Consider the following 17882-nt stretch of genomic DNA (forward strand, 5'->3'; position numbering starts at 1 on the left):
TATATATTTGATATCGTAAATTTAGTGAATTAGTGATAGAAAAACAAAAACCATTCCTATAAGAAGTCGTGTCAGCTAAGAGACAAAAATAATCATAATATTAAAGTTAAATTTACCTTAAATTATTAACGAAAAACTAAGTTTAATTTGTTAATAAATCATTGAAATAAGTGTTTTAAAATTGGTTTTAAAATTTCAAAAAAGCGTATATTGGCACGTTTTGAAACTAATATAATTATTTAATATAACAACTTATGTCTGAAGGAGAAAAGTTAATTCCTATTAACATTGAAGATGAAATGAAAACGGCTTACATTGATTATTCGATGTCAGTAATTGTATCAAGAGCGCTTCCAGATGTTAGAGATGGCTTGAAACCAGTACATCGAAGAGTACTATTTGGAATGCATGATTTAGGAGTTAACTCTAGATCAGCCCACAAAAAGTCCGCAAGAATTGTTGGGGAAGTTCTTGGTAAATATCACCCTCACGGTGACACCTCAGTTTATGATGCCATGGTTCGTATGGCTCAGGAATGGAGTATGCGTTATTTATTAATAGATGGTCAGGGTAACTTTGGTTCTGTGGATGGCGATAGTCCTGCAGCAATGCGTTATACAGAGGCTAGAATGCGTAAGATTTCGGAAGAAATATTGGCAGATATAGATAAAGAAACGGTTGATTTTAAATTAAATTTTGATGATACGTTAGAAGAGCCAACTGTTATGCCAACGCGTGTTCCTACCTTATTAATAAATGGGGCAACGGGAATTGCAGTAGGTATGGCGACTAATATGCCACCTCACAATTTAACTGAGGTAATCAACGGTACGTTAGCTTTCATGGATAATAATGATATTGAGGTTGACGAGTTGATGACGCATATTAAAGCCCCGGATTTTCCTACTGGTGGAATAATATATGGATATGAAGGCGTTCGTGAAGCATTCAAAACAGGTAGAGGGCGTATTGTGATGCGTGCCAAAGTTGGTTTTGAAGAAGTTGATGGTCGTGAGTGCATCATTGTTACCGAAATTCCGTATCAAGTCAATAAAGCTGACATGATCAAGCGTACAGCTGATTTAGTAAATGACAAAAAAATTGATGGAATTGCGAATATTCGTGATGAATCGGATAGAAACGGGATGCGTATCGTTTATATTTTAAAACGTGATGCTACGCCAAACGTAGTTTTGAATACACTTTATAAATTTACACAATTACAATCTTCGTTTAGTGTAAATAATATTGCCATCGTAAAAGGGCGTCCGCAAATGTTGAATCTGAAAGATTTGATTCATTATTTTATCGAACACCGTCACGATGTAGTGACTCGCAGAACGCAATTTGAATTGAAAAAAGCGGAAGCAAGAGCACATATATTAGAAGGTTTGATCATTGCTTCGGATAATATTGATGAAGTAATTGCTTTAATAAAAGCTTCGAAAAGTACTGAAGAGGCAAGAGAAAAATTAATCGAAAGATTCAAATTATCAGATATTCAATCTCGTGCTATTGTAGAAATGCGTTTGCGTCAATTAACAGGTCTTGAACAAGATAAGTTAAGAACAGAATACGACGAAATCATGAAGTTAATAGAGCATTTGAAAGCTTTATTAGCGGATGTAAACTTGAGAATTGCTTTAATTAAGGAAGAATTGACTGAAATTCGTGATAAATACGGTGATGAGCGTCGTTCTCAAATTGAATATTCTGGTGGTGATGTAAGTATCGAAGATTTGATTGCCGATGAAAATGTAGTAATTACTATTTCACATGCTGGTTATATCAAACGTACTAATCTTACGGAATACAAAACTCAGAATAGAGGTGGAGTTGGACAAAAAAGTGCAGGAACAAGAGATCAAGATTTCTTAGAGCACATGTTTGTGGCAACGAATCATCAATATATGATGTTCTTTACCCAAAAAGGAAAATGTTTCTGGATGCGTGTTTATGAAATACCAGAGGGAAGTAAAACAGCCAAAGGAAGAGCAATTCAAAACTTGGTAAATATTGAAAGTGATGATAAAGTAAAAGCATTTATCTGTACGCAAGATTTAAAAGATCAAGATTACATAAAAAGCCATAACCTTATTATGGTAACTAAAAAAGGTCAGGTTAAGAAAACATCTTTAGAGAAATATTCTAAACCTAGAGTAAATGGAGTTGCTGCAATCACTATTAAGGAAGGCGATGAATTATTGGAAGCGAAATTAACTAATGGGGAAAGTCAAATTATTTTGGCCGTAAAATCTGGAAAACTAGTTCGTTTTGAAGAAACTAAAACCCGTCCGATGGGAAGAACAGCTTCCGGAGTTCGTGGAATTACACTTAAGGATGATAGTGATGAAGTAATTGGCATGGTTACTGTTGATAAGGAAAATATTAATGATTCACAAATTTTAGTAGTAACTGAAAATGGATATGGTAAACGTACCAAATTAGTTGATGAAGATGGTGAAGATGTTTATAGAATTACTAATCGTGGAGGAAAGGGTGTAAAAACACTTAATATAACAGAAAAAACCGGAAAACTTATTTCGATAAATGCAGTTACTGATGCTGATGATTTAATGATTATTAATAAATCTGGATTAACAATCAGAATGGCTATTGAAGATTTACGTGTAATGGGACGTGCTACCCAAGGGGTTAAATTGATAAATCTGAAAGGTAAAGATTCAATTGCAGCAGTTACCAAAGTAATGAAAGACGATGTAGCAGAAGTAGTTGTTGACGAAGATGGAAATGTTATCGAAACGGAAGCTATTGAAAGAGTGAAGCCAGTCTTAGAAGTTCTTGAGGACGAAGGTACGGAAGAGGATGAAGACGATTCTGAAGAGGATGAAATTGACGAGGACACTGAAGAGGATGATTCTGATGATGAAGCATAAATAAAAAAGAGAACAAGAATAATTATTAAACAAACATAGAATATTATGAAAAGTAAATATGTATTACTAGCATCAGTATTATTGATATCAGTAGCTACTTTTGCTCAAAAAGATCAAATAAAAGCGGCTGAAAAAGCGTTGAAAGGTGGTAAATCTCAAGAAGCAGTGACCATTTTGATGGAAGCGGAGTCTTTAATAACTAATGCAACAGATGCTGAGAAAGCACAGTTTTTCTTTGTAAAAGGAAATGCTTTATTGGATTTGGCAAATAAAAATGTTGATACTGATACGAATCTTTCTCTTGCTGCAAAAGCATATCAAGATTTAATTGGTGCTGAGAAAGCTTCTGGAAAATCTAAATTCTCAACTCAGGCAGCAGCTTCAATTACAGATATTAAATTCAAATTGATAAACGGTGCAATTGCAGATTCAAAAATTGATAAACACTCTGATAGTGCTAAAAAATTATATGATGCTTATTTGTTAGATAAAAAAGACACCATAAATTTATATTATGCAGCGTCTACTTATGTAAATGCAAAAGAATATGACAAAGCGCTTGAATTGTATGATAATTTGAAAACGTTGAACTATTCTGGAAAAGGAACTAGTTATTTTGCAGTGAACAAATTAACTAGTCAGGAAGACTTTTTTAATACACTTCAAGAAAGAGACAAAATGGTTAAATTAGGAACTCACGAAAAACCAAGAACTGAGGTTGTTCCTTCAAAAAGAGGAGAAATCTACAAAAACATGGCTTTGATTTTAGTTGAAAAAGGAAAAACTGAAGAGGCAAAAAAAGCAATTGCTGAAGCTAGAATGGCAAATCCTGAAGACACTTCTTTGACTTTGACCGAGGCTAATCTTTATTTAGAAACAAAGGATTTTGAAATGTACAAAAAGCTAATCGCTGAAGTATTACAAAAAAATCCAAATGATGCTGATTTGATTTTTAACTTGGGAGTAATAAGTGCAAATGCTAAGAATGTAGCAGATGCTGAAAAATATTACAAAAAAGTTATTGAAATTAACCCAAAATATACAAATGCTTACATCAATCTTGCTGCAATGAAGTTAGAGAATGAAAAAGTAATTATTGATGAAATGAATAAATTGGGGACTTCTGCTAAAGACATGAAGCGTTATGATGAATTGAAAAAGAAAAGAGAAGAACTCTTTAAAGCAACAATTCCTTATCTTGAAAAAGCAGTTGAACTAGATCCTAAAAACGTGGATGTTTCTAAAACACTATTAGGAGTTTATAGTGCTTTAGAAATGACAGCAGAATATAAAGCTTTAAAAGCAAAGTTATAATATAGTTTTCAAAAGTAACATAACTGTTAAATTAAAATATTGATTCACCCTTTCAAAAGTTTTTACTTTGGGAGGGTTTTTTATTTTTTGAATTATAACTTTTTTATTATTTAGTAAGAATAATAATTAACACAATGTAATAATACGATTTTTTAAAACATTGGTAATTAGTATTTTATATATCTGATACTGTTAAATTAAATAATTGTTACTATTTTTTTTGTAAAATAGAAATTAAATTATATTTTTAGAAATGTAAAATATTTAATTTTTAATATAAAATAGAGCTTTTAGACATTAATACTCTTAATAAAGAACCAATATTCTAACCTTAAAACCAAAAACTATATTAATATGAAAAAGAACTACTTAACGATTATCTATTTTTTATTTTTTTCAATAGCTTCTTTTGCTCAAAAAAATCAAATAAAAGCAGCTGAAACAGAGTTTAATAGTGGTAAATTTCAGCAGGCGATAGGCATATTGAATAGTGCTGAGTATTTAATTTTTAATGCAGAAGCATCTGATCAGTCTGAATTTTATAACTTAAAAGCTAAAGTTTTGACTGGTTTAGTAGAAAAAAATATTGAACCAACTAAAAATGTTGCTCTAACAGTTACAGCTTATCAAGAGTTGATTGCAGCTGAAAAGGCATCGGGTAAATTTAAATATTCAGTTACTGCATTAGAGTCTATAAAAAAAATAAAAGAAGATCTACTAAATAGTGCTATTGCTGATGCTAAGGCGAAAAGATTTTCAGAAGGGGCAAGTAAAATGCATACTATTTATTTGACTAATAAAAGAGATACTATAAATTTATATTATGCAGCATCTTATTACAGAGATGCGAAAGATTATAATCAAGCTTTAAAGCTTTATGAAGAATTAGATGTTCTCAAATACTCAGGGAAGGGTTTAGATTATTATGCTGTTAATAAGCAAACTAATGAAGAAGAATTGTTTAGTTCTGGAGCATCAAGAGATTTGAGTGTAAAAGCAGGAACTCATATAAAGCCAAGAATGCAAAAATCTCCATCTAAGAAAGTTGAGATATACACAAATATGGCTTATATGTATCTTGAAAAAGGAGATTTAGATAAGTCAGAGAAGTTTAATAGTAAAATATTAGAGATTGACCCCAAAAATCCTGATTCCTATTTAAACTTGGCCTATCTGAAAATTGATGAGAAAAAAGCGATAATGGATCAGATGAGTAATCTAGGTACATCAGCTAGTGATATGAAAATTTATGATGAGTTGATAATTAAAAAAGATAATTTAATTAAAAAGGCTATTTCTTATCTAGAAAAAGGTAATGCAGAAATCCCTAAGGATCAAGATATTTCTAAATTACTATTAAATTTATATAGAGCACTGGATATGACTGCTGAGTATAATGCTTTAAAAGCACGCATATAATTTGGAGATATTAATAATAACGATGCCGATTTAAATAATTTTTTTTATCACTCTGAGTTTATGAGTGTGTTTGTTTATTTCGGCATTGTAAATCCCAAGATGATCTAATCTGTCAATTCGAACCTTTCCACTGGCATGAATGATATAATTGTCGGCCATTATAATTCCTACATGTATAATGCTACCTTCGTCATTGTCAAAAAAAGCTAAGTCTCCAGGTTCGCTTTCTTCTATAAAACTTAATGCTTCTCCTTGTGTTGACTGCTGCGAAGCATCTCTGAGTAATTTATAGCCATTTAGCTTATATACCATTTGAGTGAATCCGGAACAATCAATACCAAAAGGTGTTTTTCCTCCCCACAAATAAGGAGCATTTAGATACATAAAGGCTGTATTGATTAAGTTGGTTTTAGCTTTTTCACCACTGGTTTTAATTCCTTCAAAATCAAAATTAGCAATATTTATCTCATTGTGATTGATAAATGCTAATGAAGACCCAAGAGGAATAGGTATCAATAAGTTGTTTGGAGCAGTAACATATTCAATCAAATCTGAATTTAAAATGATAGCTTCTGACGACAATTGCTTAAAGCTGGACTCTGAAATCGGTTGTAATTGTTTAGAGTCTATCCAGCCTTCATAATCATCATATTGCATTCTGATGTATGACCATTGCTTGAGTTGTTCTAAAATTTCAAAATGTTCCCCAAATAAAACTTGAGAAACAATTTCACTTTTGTCACTAGGTTCAAAGCGGAGTGGGATCATTGCTAGATTACAAATTCCAAACATTTAGGTTGATTTAGGAGTTAAGAAAAATGAGTTATAAGTTCGAAAACCTATAACTCATTAAATTTAGTATTAGTTATGCTTTTTCAATAACAATTGCCGAGGCACCACCACCACCATTGCAAATTGCAGCTGCACCGATAGTTCCGTTATTTTGTTCTAAAACGTTGATTAATGTAACAATAATTCTTACTCCGGAACAACCAAGGGGATGCCCTAAAGATACTGCGCCACCATTTACATTTACTTTCCTGTCATCTAAACCTAAAATTTTAGAATTAGCCAAGCCTACTACTGCAAAAGCTTCATTGAATTCAAAATAATCAACATCACTAATTGCTATTCCTGCTTTTTCTAATGCTTTTGGAATTGCTTTTGAAGGGCTTGTAGTAAACCATTTTGGTTCTTGTGCTGCATCAGCATAACCTTTAATGTATGCCAGCGGTTTTAGGCCTAGAGCTAAAGCTTTTTCTTCGCTCATTAATACCACGGCTGCTGCGCCATCATTTATTGTAGATGCGTTGGCGGCAGTTACAGTACCGTCTTTTGTGAATACAGCATTCAATGCTGGTATTTTATCCAATTTTACGTTTGTAAATTCTTCGTCTTTAGAAACTATGATGGGATCTCCTTTTCTTTGTGGAACAGGAACAGCAACAATTTCATTGTCAAATTTTCCAGCATCCCAAGCTTTCGCGCTACGCTCATAGGATTGAATTGCGTAGTTATCTTGGTCTTCACGAGTAAAGTTGTATTCTGCAGCACATAGATCAGCACACACTCCCATAGCGCTGTTATCGTAAGCATCAGTCAGTCCGTCTTTCTGCATTCCGTCTATCATGGTTGCTGGACCAAATTTTGTTCCATTTCTTAAGTTCATGTAATGTGGAATCAAACTCATGTTTTCCATTCCACCAGCAACTACAATTTCGGCATCGCCACATTGAATAGCTTGCGCCCCCAACATAACAGCTTTCATTCCTGAAGCACAAACTTTATTTATTGTGGTGCAAGCAACTGTATTAGGTAAACCTGCAAATATAGCTGCTTGACGAGCAGGAGCTTGTCCTACGCCAGCTTGAACTACGTTACCCATATATACTTCATCAATTAAATTTGGATCTAATTTTATTTTGTCCAAAGCACCTTTTATAGCTACTGCACCCAATTTTGGAGCAGTAACTGTAGATAATCCCCCCATAAAACTTCCGATAGGTGTTCTAACGGCAGAAACGATAACAACTCTTTTGTTCATGACTTTCATAATGTTGGTTTATGTAGCAAATTTAATCTTTTTTATACAATTTCATATTTTGATGTTGAGATTATCTTTTTTAAAATTTATTTTTAATCTATATGTTTGATTGTGAAGTGTTTTTATATAAATGATAAAAAATATTAAAAAAAAGCCCTCAAATACTTGTGAGAAGTCTAAAGATGTCTTAAATTTGCAACCGCAAAACAGGACACGTTTCCTTGAGCTTGGAGGGGTGCCAGAGTGGTAATGGAGCAGTTTGCTAAACTGTCATCGAGTAATCGGTGCCAGGGTTCGAGTCCCTGTCCCTCCGCTTTATATTTTGTTTCTCGGGGTGTAGCGTAGCTCGGTTATCGCGCCTGCTTTGGGAGCAGGAGGCCGCAGGTTCGAATCCTGCCACCCCGACTATATTTTTTTCATGAGCAATGGAGGCATAGCTCAGCTGGATAGAGCACCTGCCTTCTAAGCAGGCGGTCGAAGGTTCGAATCCTTCTGCCTTCACTTTGATAATCAAGTCCTTGCATTTATGTAAGGGCTTTTTTTGTGTCCTGTGTCGAACATTTGCCGAACATCTTTCGACAGTTAAGGGAAATAAAAAGAACATTAATTATAATTATTTTTTCTTATGTTTGAGTTTTAAAATCTCAAATATGGATATAAATCTTATTTATAAAATAGTGCTTAGTATGTTTCTACTTTATGAAACAGTAATATATTTGAATACTTCTAAAATTACTGATGTAATAATTGAGAAATCTTTTGGAGACAAAACAGAAATAAACTCAAAATCTATTAATAGAATAGCTGTAATGAAAACTTGGTATTTTGCATTTTTTGTAATTTCATACATTTTCTCAATTACTAGTATTAAATCATATAATAAAGAATACTTTTTTTTTGCTAATGCAGATTATTATATTAATAGTTTTTTTTTTATTACTGGTATAATTCTTATGCTTTTGCTTCGCTTACTTCCTAATAAAGCTATTAAAAACGATTATTATAAAGACTTAAACATCATACCTACTTACGAGAAGATTTTAAATGAGCTTCAAGCAAGTTCCATAAAGGATGATAATTTAATTTCAAAAGAATTTGACTTTGCTTTGAAATCGAATTATTTTGAAATTGAATTATCACAATTCAAAGACTTATTGCAATTGAAAGAACCAACTCAAAAAATTATTTGGAAACCAGTCGTAAAAACAAAAAAAAAAGATAGACAAATGCTTTTGACTTTTCTAAATAGATTATTCCAAAATCAATTAATAAAAATTGAAAGAAAAGAAGTTTGTCTATTTGTAAACAAATATTTTGACTTCAATGAATTTGATCACGATATAAAAGAAAATCCTTTAAAACCTGATAACATTGGGGCTTGGATGAAAAATAACTAAAGTCGTTTTAAAGCCGTAAGTCTTTACGTCTTATTTCACCCCGCATTTCTTATACATTCCTTTGTAGTGCATTCCTAAGTAAAGGAATGCATAAAAAATAATGTTTATGAGTAATTTACAAATCGAAGAAAAACTATTCAATATAGAGAATAGTATTTCAAAATTAAGTCTTGCAGTAAAGACTATTCTTTCTACAGAAGAAGCTGCTGAATTTTTAGGGTTAAAGCCCTCATACCTTTATAAATTAACTTCCGATAAAAAAATTAGGTTCTTTAAACCTCTAGGAAAATTGATTTACTTCAAAAAAGAAGATCTTGAAGCTTTCTTACTACGCAATCCTAGTGAAACTAATTTGGACGAAAATTCAACACAACAAAACCATTGGAAAAAATAAACACAATAAACATAGATAACGACTATGATTATTGTGTGCTATTTATTCATTTAATCTATTGTGTACGCAAATATACACAATTAATACCTATTGTGTAAACATGGAAAATCCAGAAGAAGAAAAAAAGGAATTTGTACCAAATATCTTTGATTTAACCGAAAATTATTTGTCTAAAAGATATGACTTTCGATATAATGAAATTGCTCTCGAGATTGAGTGTAAATCAAAAAAAGAAATTCAATATAAATCATTTAATGAAAGTTCATTATATATTGAGTTGCAAAAAAGAGGTATTAAGATATCTATAAATAATTTGCTGGCGATATTGCGAAGTGGATATGTAAATGATTACAACCCTATTAAAGATTTTTTCCTGTCTTTGTCACCTTGGGATGGTCAAAATCATATACAAAAGTTGGCAAGTTATGTTTCTATTTATGATAAAAATCAGTTTGAGTATCATTTTTTAAAATGGTGTGTTAGAACCGTAAAATGCGTTTTTAAAGATGATTATTTCAATAAACAAGCTTTTGTACTCGTTCATAAAGGGCAAAGTAGCGGAAAAAGTACGTTTTGCCGTTTTATGTGTCCTCCGGCTTTAGCAAACTACATTGCGGAAGATCTCTCTAATGATAAAGATGCACGTATTTTATTAGCAAAGAATTTTTTGATAAACCTAGACGAACTCGCCGTACTTTCAAAAAAAGAGATTAATCAGTTAAAATCATATTTTTCAAAAACGTCAATAAACGAGCGCCTTCCTTATGACCGTAAAAACAGTATTTTGCCTCGTGTATGCTCATTTATTGGAAGCACAAATATGGCTACGTTCCTCAACGATGAAACAGGATCTGTAAGGTGGTTGTGTTTCGAATTAACCTCTCCCATAAATTTTGCTTATAAAACAGAAATTGACATTAATAAAGTTTGGGCACAAGCATACGCTTTAGCGAATAGTGATTTCGATTGTGAATTGTCTTTTAAAGATGTTCAGGAAAACGAAAAACGCAACTCAAAATACACAACACTTTCTGTGGAACATGAAGTAATAAGTAAGTATTTAAAAATTCCTGAAAATGACACCAATAACCAATTTATGACATCAAGTGATATAATGCATCATTTATCAGTTAAATACCAGCGATTAAATCATATTTCTATTGGTAAAGCAATGATTTCACTAGGATTTGAGCGAATTAAAGATAAGGAAAGGCAAGTATATGGTTATATGGTTACTTCTTTGCCATTATACGATTCAAATTAAAAAAATAGAAAAAGATGATTCCTTCTTACATAGTTACCTTGAATATTCTGAAGTCCTTCAAATACTAGGATTTTTCTAGGTAACTTAATATAAAAATGTTCTTACCTATAGTTACCTAACTTACCTAAAGAGTTAAAGTAAAAATAATAGAAACTATAAATATTTTGTTAGGTAAGTTAGGTAAGATAAAAAAAAACATGAAAATAACTTACTTCCCTTGCTATTACTAGGCCAGGTAACTAGGTATGAAGAAATATAAAAAAACAAATTAATTTTTTACTTCTGAAGTTAAATTAAAAGTTAACCCCACAAAATTAAAAACAATGAAAAAGTTAAATGAGATTATTTCGAAACAGCTAAGCCTATATAATGCCCATACTATTATTAACGACGAATCATTTGCAATCACAAAAGTAAAGTTCCTATTAATCATTAAAAGAACAATTAACTATTCTTTTTTTCCTTTAAGAAAATTGACCTTGATTTTCTTGTGATAGAAGAAGTGTGTTTTAAAAAGCACATTTAATAAATAATTAAATAATTAGTTATTTATTAAATGTGTAAATAAGTTAATTAATTTATTAATTAACTTATTTACACATTTACACATTTACACATTTACACATTTACACATTTACACATTTACACATTTACACATTTACACATTTACACATTTACACATTTACACATTTACACATTTACACATTTACACATTTACACATTTACATTTATACAAATACAAATAAATAATTTCAAAATAATTATGTTCAAAAAAAAAACATAGCAAGGTACTTTTTTTGGGCCTTTAAGAAGCCAAGAATTTAAAATCCCACGTAAACTCGAATTTTTTTAACACTAAACTATATTTATATGACATTTAAAGGAGGAGCACCCAGGAAAGAAGAAGATCTAAAATTAAAGTACAGAATGAAATTAAACTTCAATTTAGAAGAATTTAATTTGATAAAAAGCAAGTCTTTGTATTCAAATAAGATTTTAAAGGACATTATTTTACAGGCGATTTTAAATAATTCCATAAATATTAGTACTGATAAAGATCCAAAATATAACCAGGAATTAAATAAAATTGGAATTAATTTGAATCAGATAGTAAAAAAAGCAAATTCGATTAAGGAATTATCTAATAGTGATATTCAAAAAATGATTTATTTAATGGATGTAATTCAAAAAAAAATATTACATGATAGCTAATATAACTCAAGGAAGTTTTTTAAAACAATTACTAGAATATAATCAAAAAAAAATTGATAAAGGAGAAGCGTCTGTTTTAGCAGTAGGAAATATTTTCATGGACAATGTAAAAATAGCAGAATCTATGATATCAATTTATGGAAATAATAGTAATAGAAAAGATAAATTTTTTCACGTTTCTTTGAATTTTACACAAAACGATATTAATGTTATCGACGATGATTTATTAAGAAACATAGCGAAAGAATATTTATTAGGAGTAGGATTTGATGAAGATCACCCTTATATAGTTTACAAGCATGAAGACACACTGCACCCTCACGTGCACGTAGTAACTAGTAAAATAGACGTAAATGGAAAATGCGTTTCAAAAGCTAACGATTATAGACAAAGCCAGGAAATAACTAGAGGATTGGAAATAAAATATAATTTAACTCAAATTAGCTCAACGAAAAATATTGCAAAAACTGTAATTGATGAAAAAATACAGATTAATACAAATTTAAAAGATAAATTAAATTTTCATTTGAAATTTGCGTTAAAGACCTACAGGGTGCAAACGTATAAAGAATTTCAAGATTATTTAAATCTAAACAGTTTAGATATTAGTCATATTTCTGGAATAAATGAAATAGAAGGGAAACCTGTTACCTATGAAGGAATAATTTTTAATGATTTAAATAAAGACTTTAAACAACAACAAAAAGGTATAAAAGCAAGTTCGTTGTATTTAAAACCAACAGTCCAAAATTTGGAAGTGTTTTTTAAAAGTAATAAAGAATATCATAAATTGAAAAAAAGAATTATTCAGGATGTCATTAATAAAGTTTTTACTAATTATGACAAAATTACAGTCGAAGATTTTGCTGAAAATTTAAATGAAAAAGGATTTCAGTTTAACTATCAAAAAGACAGTAATAATAATTTAGTTGGTGTTTCTTTTACTAATATAGAAACAGGGTATAAATATTCTGGAGAGAACATTGGTGAAAATTATAATGCAAAAAATCTAACTGCATTATTTGGTATTAATACTAAAAAAAAACAAAAAAATAGTACTGTAACACTTTATAAAAAATATAGAAACAATATTTTAAATCCTGCAAAAAAAGTTGATGAAATAAGTAATTTAATAGAGTTGGGGTTTAATGTATTATTGGACAACAATAATTTATATATTTCTGATTATAAAAATAGTTCACCAAAAGATTTTGTATTGTTCAGAAAAAATGTTGATTATCTAGAACCTGAAACCATACAATTAATTAAGAAATCTTTAGATTTGAATTTCAATGATTTATCAAAATCGGATACATTAAAATTTGAATACTGTAGAGCAATCGCTATTAATAATTTTCCTAGAATTGAAAAATTAAAATTTGAAATAGTGAACCTAAATACCATAAAAGATAGTATTCCAGAAAAACAAATTCCAAATGAAATTAAGGACCTGTTTACGGATGTTATAGTAACCCAAGAAACTGAAATTACTTATAATGATGATTCTATTAGTGACGTTGATAAAAAGAACAAAAAAAATAATCCTTTTATTAGAAGGAAAAGGAGGTTATAAATTATGAGACACTCTTCATAAAGTGTTTAAGTTAAAAATAATAGGGTTTGACTTTTTAATAAAAGTGAACCCCTTTTTTTTGCTATATAATTAAATTTTGTCTGTAATTACTTTTGAAATTGCACCAATCCAATAATTTTATATAGATCTTCTCTTGCTTACCCTATACTTTTTTATTTCTTTTCTTATAATTTATAGATAATAACTCATCCGTTTATGGTTTTCCTCAATTGTCTTCTATTGATTTTTTGTACTATTGTATATAGTATTTAAAAAAAACTATTCAATAATAATTATAATTCTGTATATAGAAACTCAATAGTGAAGGCATAACTATGATAACGGGTATTAGTGGTACTAAATACCAAGATTTATTAAAATTTATTCAAAATGCAAAATTACTGCAACAGTATAGAAGTGAAATACCTTATTAAAACCAGCAATATAATATCTAAAATTATATCATTTTTATAAAAAAAAATTATTTTTGAATAATTATACAATTAAATAAATTTTCATATTTCATTATTTTGCTTACATTTGTGTCAGAAATGAATAATATTACAAATATAATCAAATGCAGGTTAAGATAAAAGAAATAGCAAATATTCAGTTCGGTTATTACGGGCAACCTAGTAAATACGGGACTATTCCATATTTTCAAGCCAAACATTTCAATGAATTTGGTCAATATATTGGGGAGAATGATACCTTTTTAGAAGAAGATCCAAAATCAATGGCTAATATATTACAAGATGGAGATGTGCTTTTTGTGGCAAAAGGGTTTCGTTTTTTTGCCACATTATACAAAGAAGATTTTGGAAATGCTATTGCATCTTCTATCTTTTTTGTTTTAAGACCTGATAAAACTAGAATTATCCCAGCCTACTTGGTTTCGGTTTTAAATCTTCCTAAAAATTTATTGCACTTTCAACAGTCAGGTGCCGGAAGTACAATTCCCTCCATTCGCAAAAATGAACTGGCAGATTTTACATTAAATTTATTGTCACTGGAACAACAACAAAAAGTGGTAGCGTTACAAGAATTATATTTTAAGGATATTCAAATTACAGATGCATTAATCAGAGAAAAACAAAAACTTTTTCAAACAACAATTTCAAAAATCATAAAATAGATTTAAAATGGCTAAAGTAAAAAATGATGCTCCTGGAATGAAAGGGGAAAGAAGTAGAAACGACGATGGACAATTAAGACAAAAAAGAAGCGATACACATATCGGGACTATCGAACAGAAGTATAACATTGATTTAAATGTAAGGAGTGATATGCATTTAGGCACATATTTAGAAAAAAATGATATTGCATCATTAAATGATTTAGTAAATAATAATAAAAAGTAAAGGTTTTAAAAACAGAGACTATGGCAGAGAATATAATTACACAAAGAGACATCAACAATATAGTTTGGAAAGCCTGTGATACTTTACGGCCGGTAATGGGAAGTGAGCAATACAAAGATTATATCCTTACATTATTGTTTATTAAATACCTCTCCGATGTTTGGAAAGACAAAGTGGAGCAATACCGCCTTAAATATCCTGATAATGAAGAAATGGTGCAACGCCAATTACAAAGAGAGCGTTTTATATTGCCTGAAATAAGCAATTTCGATTACCTGTATCAAAACCGTAATGAGCCAAATATCGGTGAAATTATCGATATTGGATTAACGGCTTTAGAGGATGCAAACCGTTCCAAATTAGCTATGGTGTTCCGTAGCATATCTTTTAATTCCGAAACGGTGTTTGGTCAAACCAAACAGCGTAACGCCATTATGAAAAACTTGCTGGTTGATTTTTCCGCTCTTGATTTGCAACCCTCCCATTTAGAAGGAAACGATATCATCGGCGATAGCTACGAGTTTCTAATTTCAAAATTTGCTGGGGAAAGTGGTAAGAAGTCAGGCGAGTTCTACACGCCAGGTGAAGTAAGTACCTTATTAGCCAAATTAGTTGATCCTCAACCCGGAAACAGAATATGCGATCCCACTGCAGGGTCGGGATCTTTATTGATAAAGGTAGCCAATGAAGTAGAAGGTAAAAACTATTCACTCTATGGTCAGGAAAACAATGGAAGCACTTGGGCCTTATGTCGTATGAATATGTTTTTGCACGAACAGGACAGTGCCACAATAGAATGGGGTGATACCATCAACAATCCTAAACTATTGGAGAAAGACAACTTAATGAAGTTCAATATTGTGGTGGCAAATCCCCCTTTTTCGCTTGACAAATGGGGTGCCGATACTGCAGCATCAGACCAGTTTAACCGTTTCCATAGAGGCGTTCCTCCAAAAAGCAAAGGCGATTATGCTTTTATCAGTCACATGATAGAAACCACCTATGAAGATGTGGGTAAAGTGGGAGTAATTGTGCCACACGGTGTATTGTTCCGTAGTAGTAGCGAAGGACAAATTCGTAAAAAATTAATTGATGAAAATTTGTTGGAAGCCGTTATTGGTTTACCTGCAAATCTGTTTTTTGGCACTGGAATTCCAGCAGCCATATTAATTTTCAACAGAGGAAAAGGAGGAAATAAAGATGTTTTGTTTATTGATGCCAGTAGAGAATTTGAGAGTGGAAAAAATCAAAATAAATTAAGAGAAATTGACATTAAGCATATTGTAAGAGCTTTCAAAGCATTCAAAGCTGCTACACCGCTATCTACTGAAAAAGGGACTGTTACAGAAGACAAATACAGTTACCGTGCTTCTATTGCTGATATTATAGAAAATGATTACAACTTGAATATTCCACGTTATGTAGATACATTTGAGGAAGAGGAAGAAGTAGATATCAAAGCCACGCATACCAATATTACCGAACTAAAAAAACAACTAACCGAAGTAGAAAATCAAATGGAAAACTACTTGAAAGAGTTGAATTTAATCTAGTCTTTTTGATACCTATCGAATATTAAAAAAAGAAAACCAATCTCTAAACTATTAAAAATATGAGTTATAAAAACATAAAAGCTACAATCGATACTATAAAAGCAAGAGTTGCAGCCTTTGGAGAATTGACTATTGAGCAAAAAAAGAAAATCAATTACAAATTCAGACTAGAATGGAATTTTAATTCTAATAGTATGGAAGGTAATACACTTACCATTGAAGAAACACGCAGTGTAATGGTAGGTAATCTTACGGTTAATGATAAGCCACTAAAAGACATCTTGGAAATGCAAGGTCACGACCAAGTAATTGTCGAAATTTTACGCATTGGCAAAGGAGAATTAAGACTTTCCGAAAAAAGAATTTGCGATATCCACAAAGCAATCATGCACGAGGAGGATGAATCAAAAAAGGATAAAATCGGGCGGTGGAAACAGGATGCTAATATGATTTACAATACAAAAGGGGAAAGATATGATTTTGTGGCTCCAACGGAAGTACCGGATAAAATGCATGACCTTTTAAACCGAACCAATGCTGATATCGATGCGATTAAGGCTAATAAGAAAAATGCACCACATCCAATCGATGTGGCCTTACAGTTTCATTTGGAGTATCTAAACATTCACCCGTTTTATGATGGCAATGGAAGAACAGCACGTATCCTGACAAACCTTATTTTAATTTCTTTAGGATACAACCCTTTTTGGATTAATGAAAACGACCGCAAAATCTATTACAATTACATTAGTGACATTCAGGGTTATGGTGGCTCAAAAGACTTGTTTTACGAATATTGTGCCAAGCTTATTGAACGTTCTGAACAAATTGTTCTGGATGTCGTTGAGGGTATCGATATTACCGAAGCTGACGATATAAACAAAGAAATCTCACTTTGGAAAAAACAATTGGTTAAAAGTGACGAAGTGTTTCCTGTTTCGAATTATGCCATTGCTGAAATCTATCAGAGAGGTCTTAAAAAATTATTTGAAAAGATACTAGTTCAGGTGAGACAGTTTGACGATTTGTTTACCAAAAAGCGAATAACAAATGGAATTAATTCAAGGAATCCAAAAGCAGACCATCTAGAAAATTTTGACAGTTTATTTGAAAAAATAATTGACCACACAAAACGCAAAGACGATTTAGAGGTAATGGTAGCTGGCAATATTGAAAGGGTTAATGACATTAAACTTAGTGTGCATTACAGCGGTTTCAAAAATGATGGCTTAAATACATTTAGTTCGTATTGTGATTTATACGTCACTTTCAATGAATATAATTATGTAATAAACGATCATGGTAACAATACCGATCAGAATGATTTTGTCAAAAAATTATACTCCGAACCATTGACAGATACTGAAATTGACACCATTACATCAACTATGATATCAAGATTATTCGAAAGAATTAAAGCTTCGGTGAAAAATCAATAATTTTTTAATAAAAAG

14 protein-coding genes and 3 tRNA genes are annotated in these 17882 nt (G+C 30.9%); 15 read left to right on the forward strand and 2 right to left on the reverse strand.

Annotated elements, in window-relative coordinates; all coding sequences use genetic code 11:
- Positions 1–254: 254 nt before the first annotated feature.
- From gyrA to BC952_RS07865, 3 genes are all read left to right on the forward strand, one after another.
- Positions 255–2897, forward strand: a complete 2643-nt coding sequence (gene gyrA / locus BC952_RS07855) for a DNA gyrase subunit A (RefSeq protein WP_121365080.1) — start codon at positions 255–257, stop codon at positions 2895–2897.
- 45 nt (positions 2898–2942) lie between these two features.
- Complete coding sequence (locus BC952_RS07860) at positions 2943–4211, forward strand: tetratricopeptide repeat protein (RefSeq protein ID WP_121365081.1); 1269 nt, start codon at positions 2943–2945, stop codon at positions 4209–4211.
- 354 nt (positions 4212–4565) lie between these two features.
- Positions 4566–5630: a tetratricopeptide repeat protein gene (locus BC952_RS07865; protein ID WP_121365082.1), complete on the forward strand. Its 1065-nt coding sequence runs from the start codon at positions 4566–4568 to the stop codon at positions 5628–5630.
- A gap of 30 nt (positions 5631–5660) precedes the next feature.
- Here the strand turns inward: BC952_RS07865 and BC952_RS07870 are convergent, their stop codons facing one another.
- Both BC952_RS07870 and BC952_RS07875 read right to left on the reverse strand, forming a co-directional pair.
- Positions 5661–6422 (reverse strand): C40 family peptidase, encoded by a 762-nt coding sequence (locus BC952_RS07870; protein WP_121365083.1) that lies wholly within the window; start codon positions 6420–6422, stop codon positions 5661–5663.
- 73 nt (positions 6423–6495) lie between these two features.
- Entirely contained in the window at positions 6496–7674 is a 1179-nt protein-coding gene (locus BC952_RS07875; protein ID WP_121365528.1) for an acetyl-CoA C-acyltransferase, read from the reverse strand.
- 229 nt (positions 7675–7903) lie between these two features.
- On the opposite strand from BC952_RS07875, the gene BC952_RS07880 reads away from it, so the two are divergent.
- The 12 genes from BC952_RS07880 (at position 7904) to BC952_RS07935 (ending at position 17867) form a co-directional block, all read left to right on the forward strand.
- A tRNA-Ser gene (locus BC952_RS07880) sits at positions 7904–7987 on the forward strand.
- A gap of 17 nt (positions 7988–8004) precedes the next feature.
- Positions 8005–8079: transfer RNA gene (locus BC952_RS07885), tRNA-Pro, on the forward strand.
- A 22-nt stretch (positions 8080–8101) separates the two neighbouring features.
- Positions 8102–8175: transfer RNA gene (locus BC952_RS07890), tRNA-Arg, on the forward strand.
- Between the two features lie 149 nt (positions 8176–8324).
- Complete coding sequence (locus BC952_RS07895; RefSeq protein WP_147405269.1) at positions 8325–9071, forward strand: hypothetical protein; 747 nt, start codon at positions 8325–8327, stop codon at positions 9069–9071.
- Positions 9072–9177: 106 nt separating this feature from the next.
- Entirely contained in the window at positions 9178–9465 is a 288-nt protein-coding gene (locus BC952_RS07900) for a helix-turn-helix domain-containing protein (protein WP_121365529.1), read from the forward strand.
- Between the two features lie 100 nt (positions 9466–9565).
- On the forward strand, positions 9566–10729 hold the full coding sequence (locus BC952_RS07905) for a VapE domain-containing protein (protein ID WP_121365085.1): 1164 nt from the start codon (positions 9566–9568) through the stop codon (positions 10727–10729).
- A gap of 870 nt (positions 10730–11599) precedes the next feature.
- On the forward strand, positions 11600–11941 hold the full coding sequence (locus BC952_RS07910) for a plasmid mobilization relaxosome protein MobC (protein WP_121365086.1): 342 nt from the start codon (positions 11600–11602) through the stop codon (positions 11939–11941).
- On the forward strand, positions 11931–13514 hold the full coding sequence (locus BC952_RS07915) for a relaxase/mobilization nuclease domain-containing protein (RefSeq protein WP_121365087.1): 1584 nt from the start codon (positions 11931–11933) through the stop codon (positions 13512–13514). Before BC952_RS07910 ends, BC952_RS07915 begins: the two co-directional genes overlap by 11 nt.
- A 577-nt stretch (positions 13515–14091) precedes the next feature.
- Positions 14092–14649, forward strand: coding sequence for a restriction endonuclease subunit S (locus BC952_RS07920; protein ID WP_121365088.1), 558 nt, complete (start codon positions 14092–14094; stop codon positions 14647–14649).
- Between the two features lie 7 nt (positions 14650–14656).
- Positions 14657–14875, forward strand: coding sequence for a hypothetical protein (locus BC952_RS07925; RefSeq protein ID WP_208639978.1), 219 nt, complete (start codon positions 14657–14659; stop codon positions 14873–14875).
- A 20-nt stretch (positions 14876–14895) separates the two neighbouring features.
- On the forward strand, positions 14896–16428 hold the full coding sequence (locus tag BC952_RS07930) for a type I restriction-modification system subunit M (RefSeq protein WP_121365089.1): 1533 nt from the start codon (positions 14896–14898) through the stop codon (positions 16426–16428).
- 59 nt (positions 16429–16487) lie between these two features.
- On the forward strand, positions 16488–17867 hold the full coding sequence (locus tag BC952_RS07935; protein WP_121365090.1) for a Fic family protein: 1380 nt from the start codon (positions 16488–16490) through the stop codon (positions 17865–17867).
- Positions 17868–17882 lie beyond the last annotated feature (15 nt).

Source organism: Flavobacterium limicola, assembly GCF_003634755.1.
GTDB classification, from domain to species: domain Bacteria; phylum Bacteroidota; class Bacteroidia; order Flavobacteriales; family Flavobacteriaceae; genus Flavobacterium; species Flavobacterium limicola.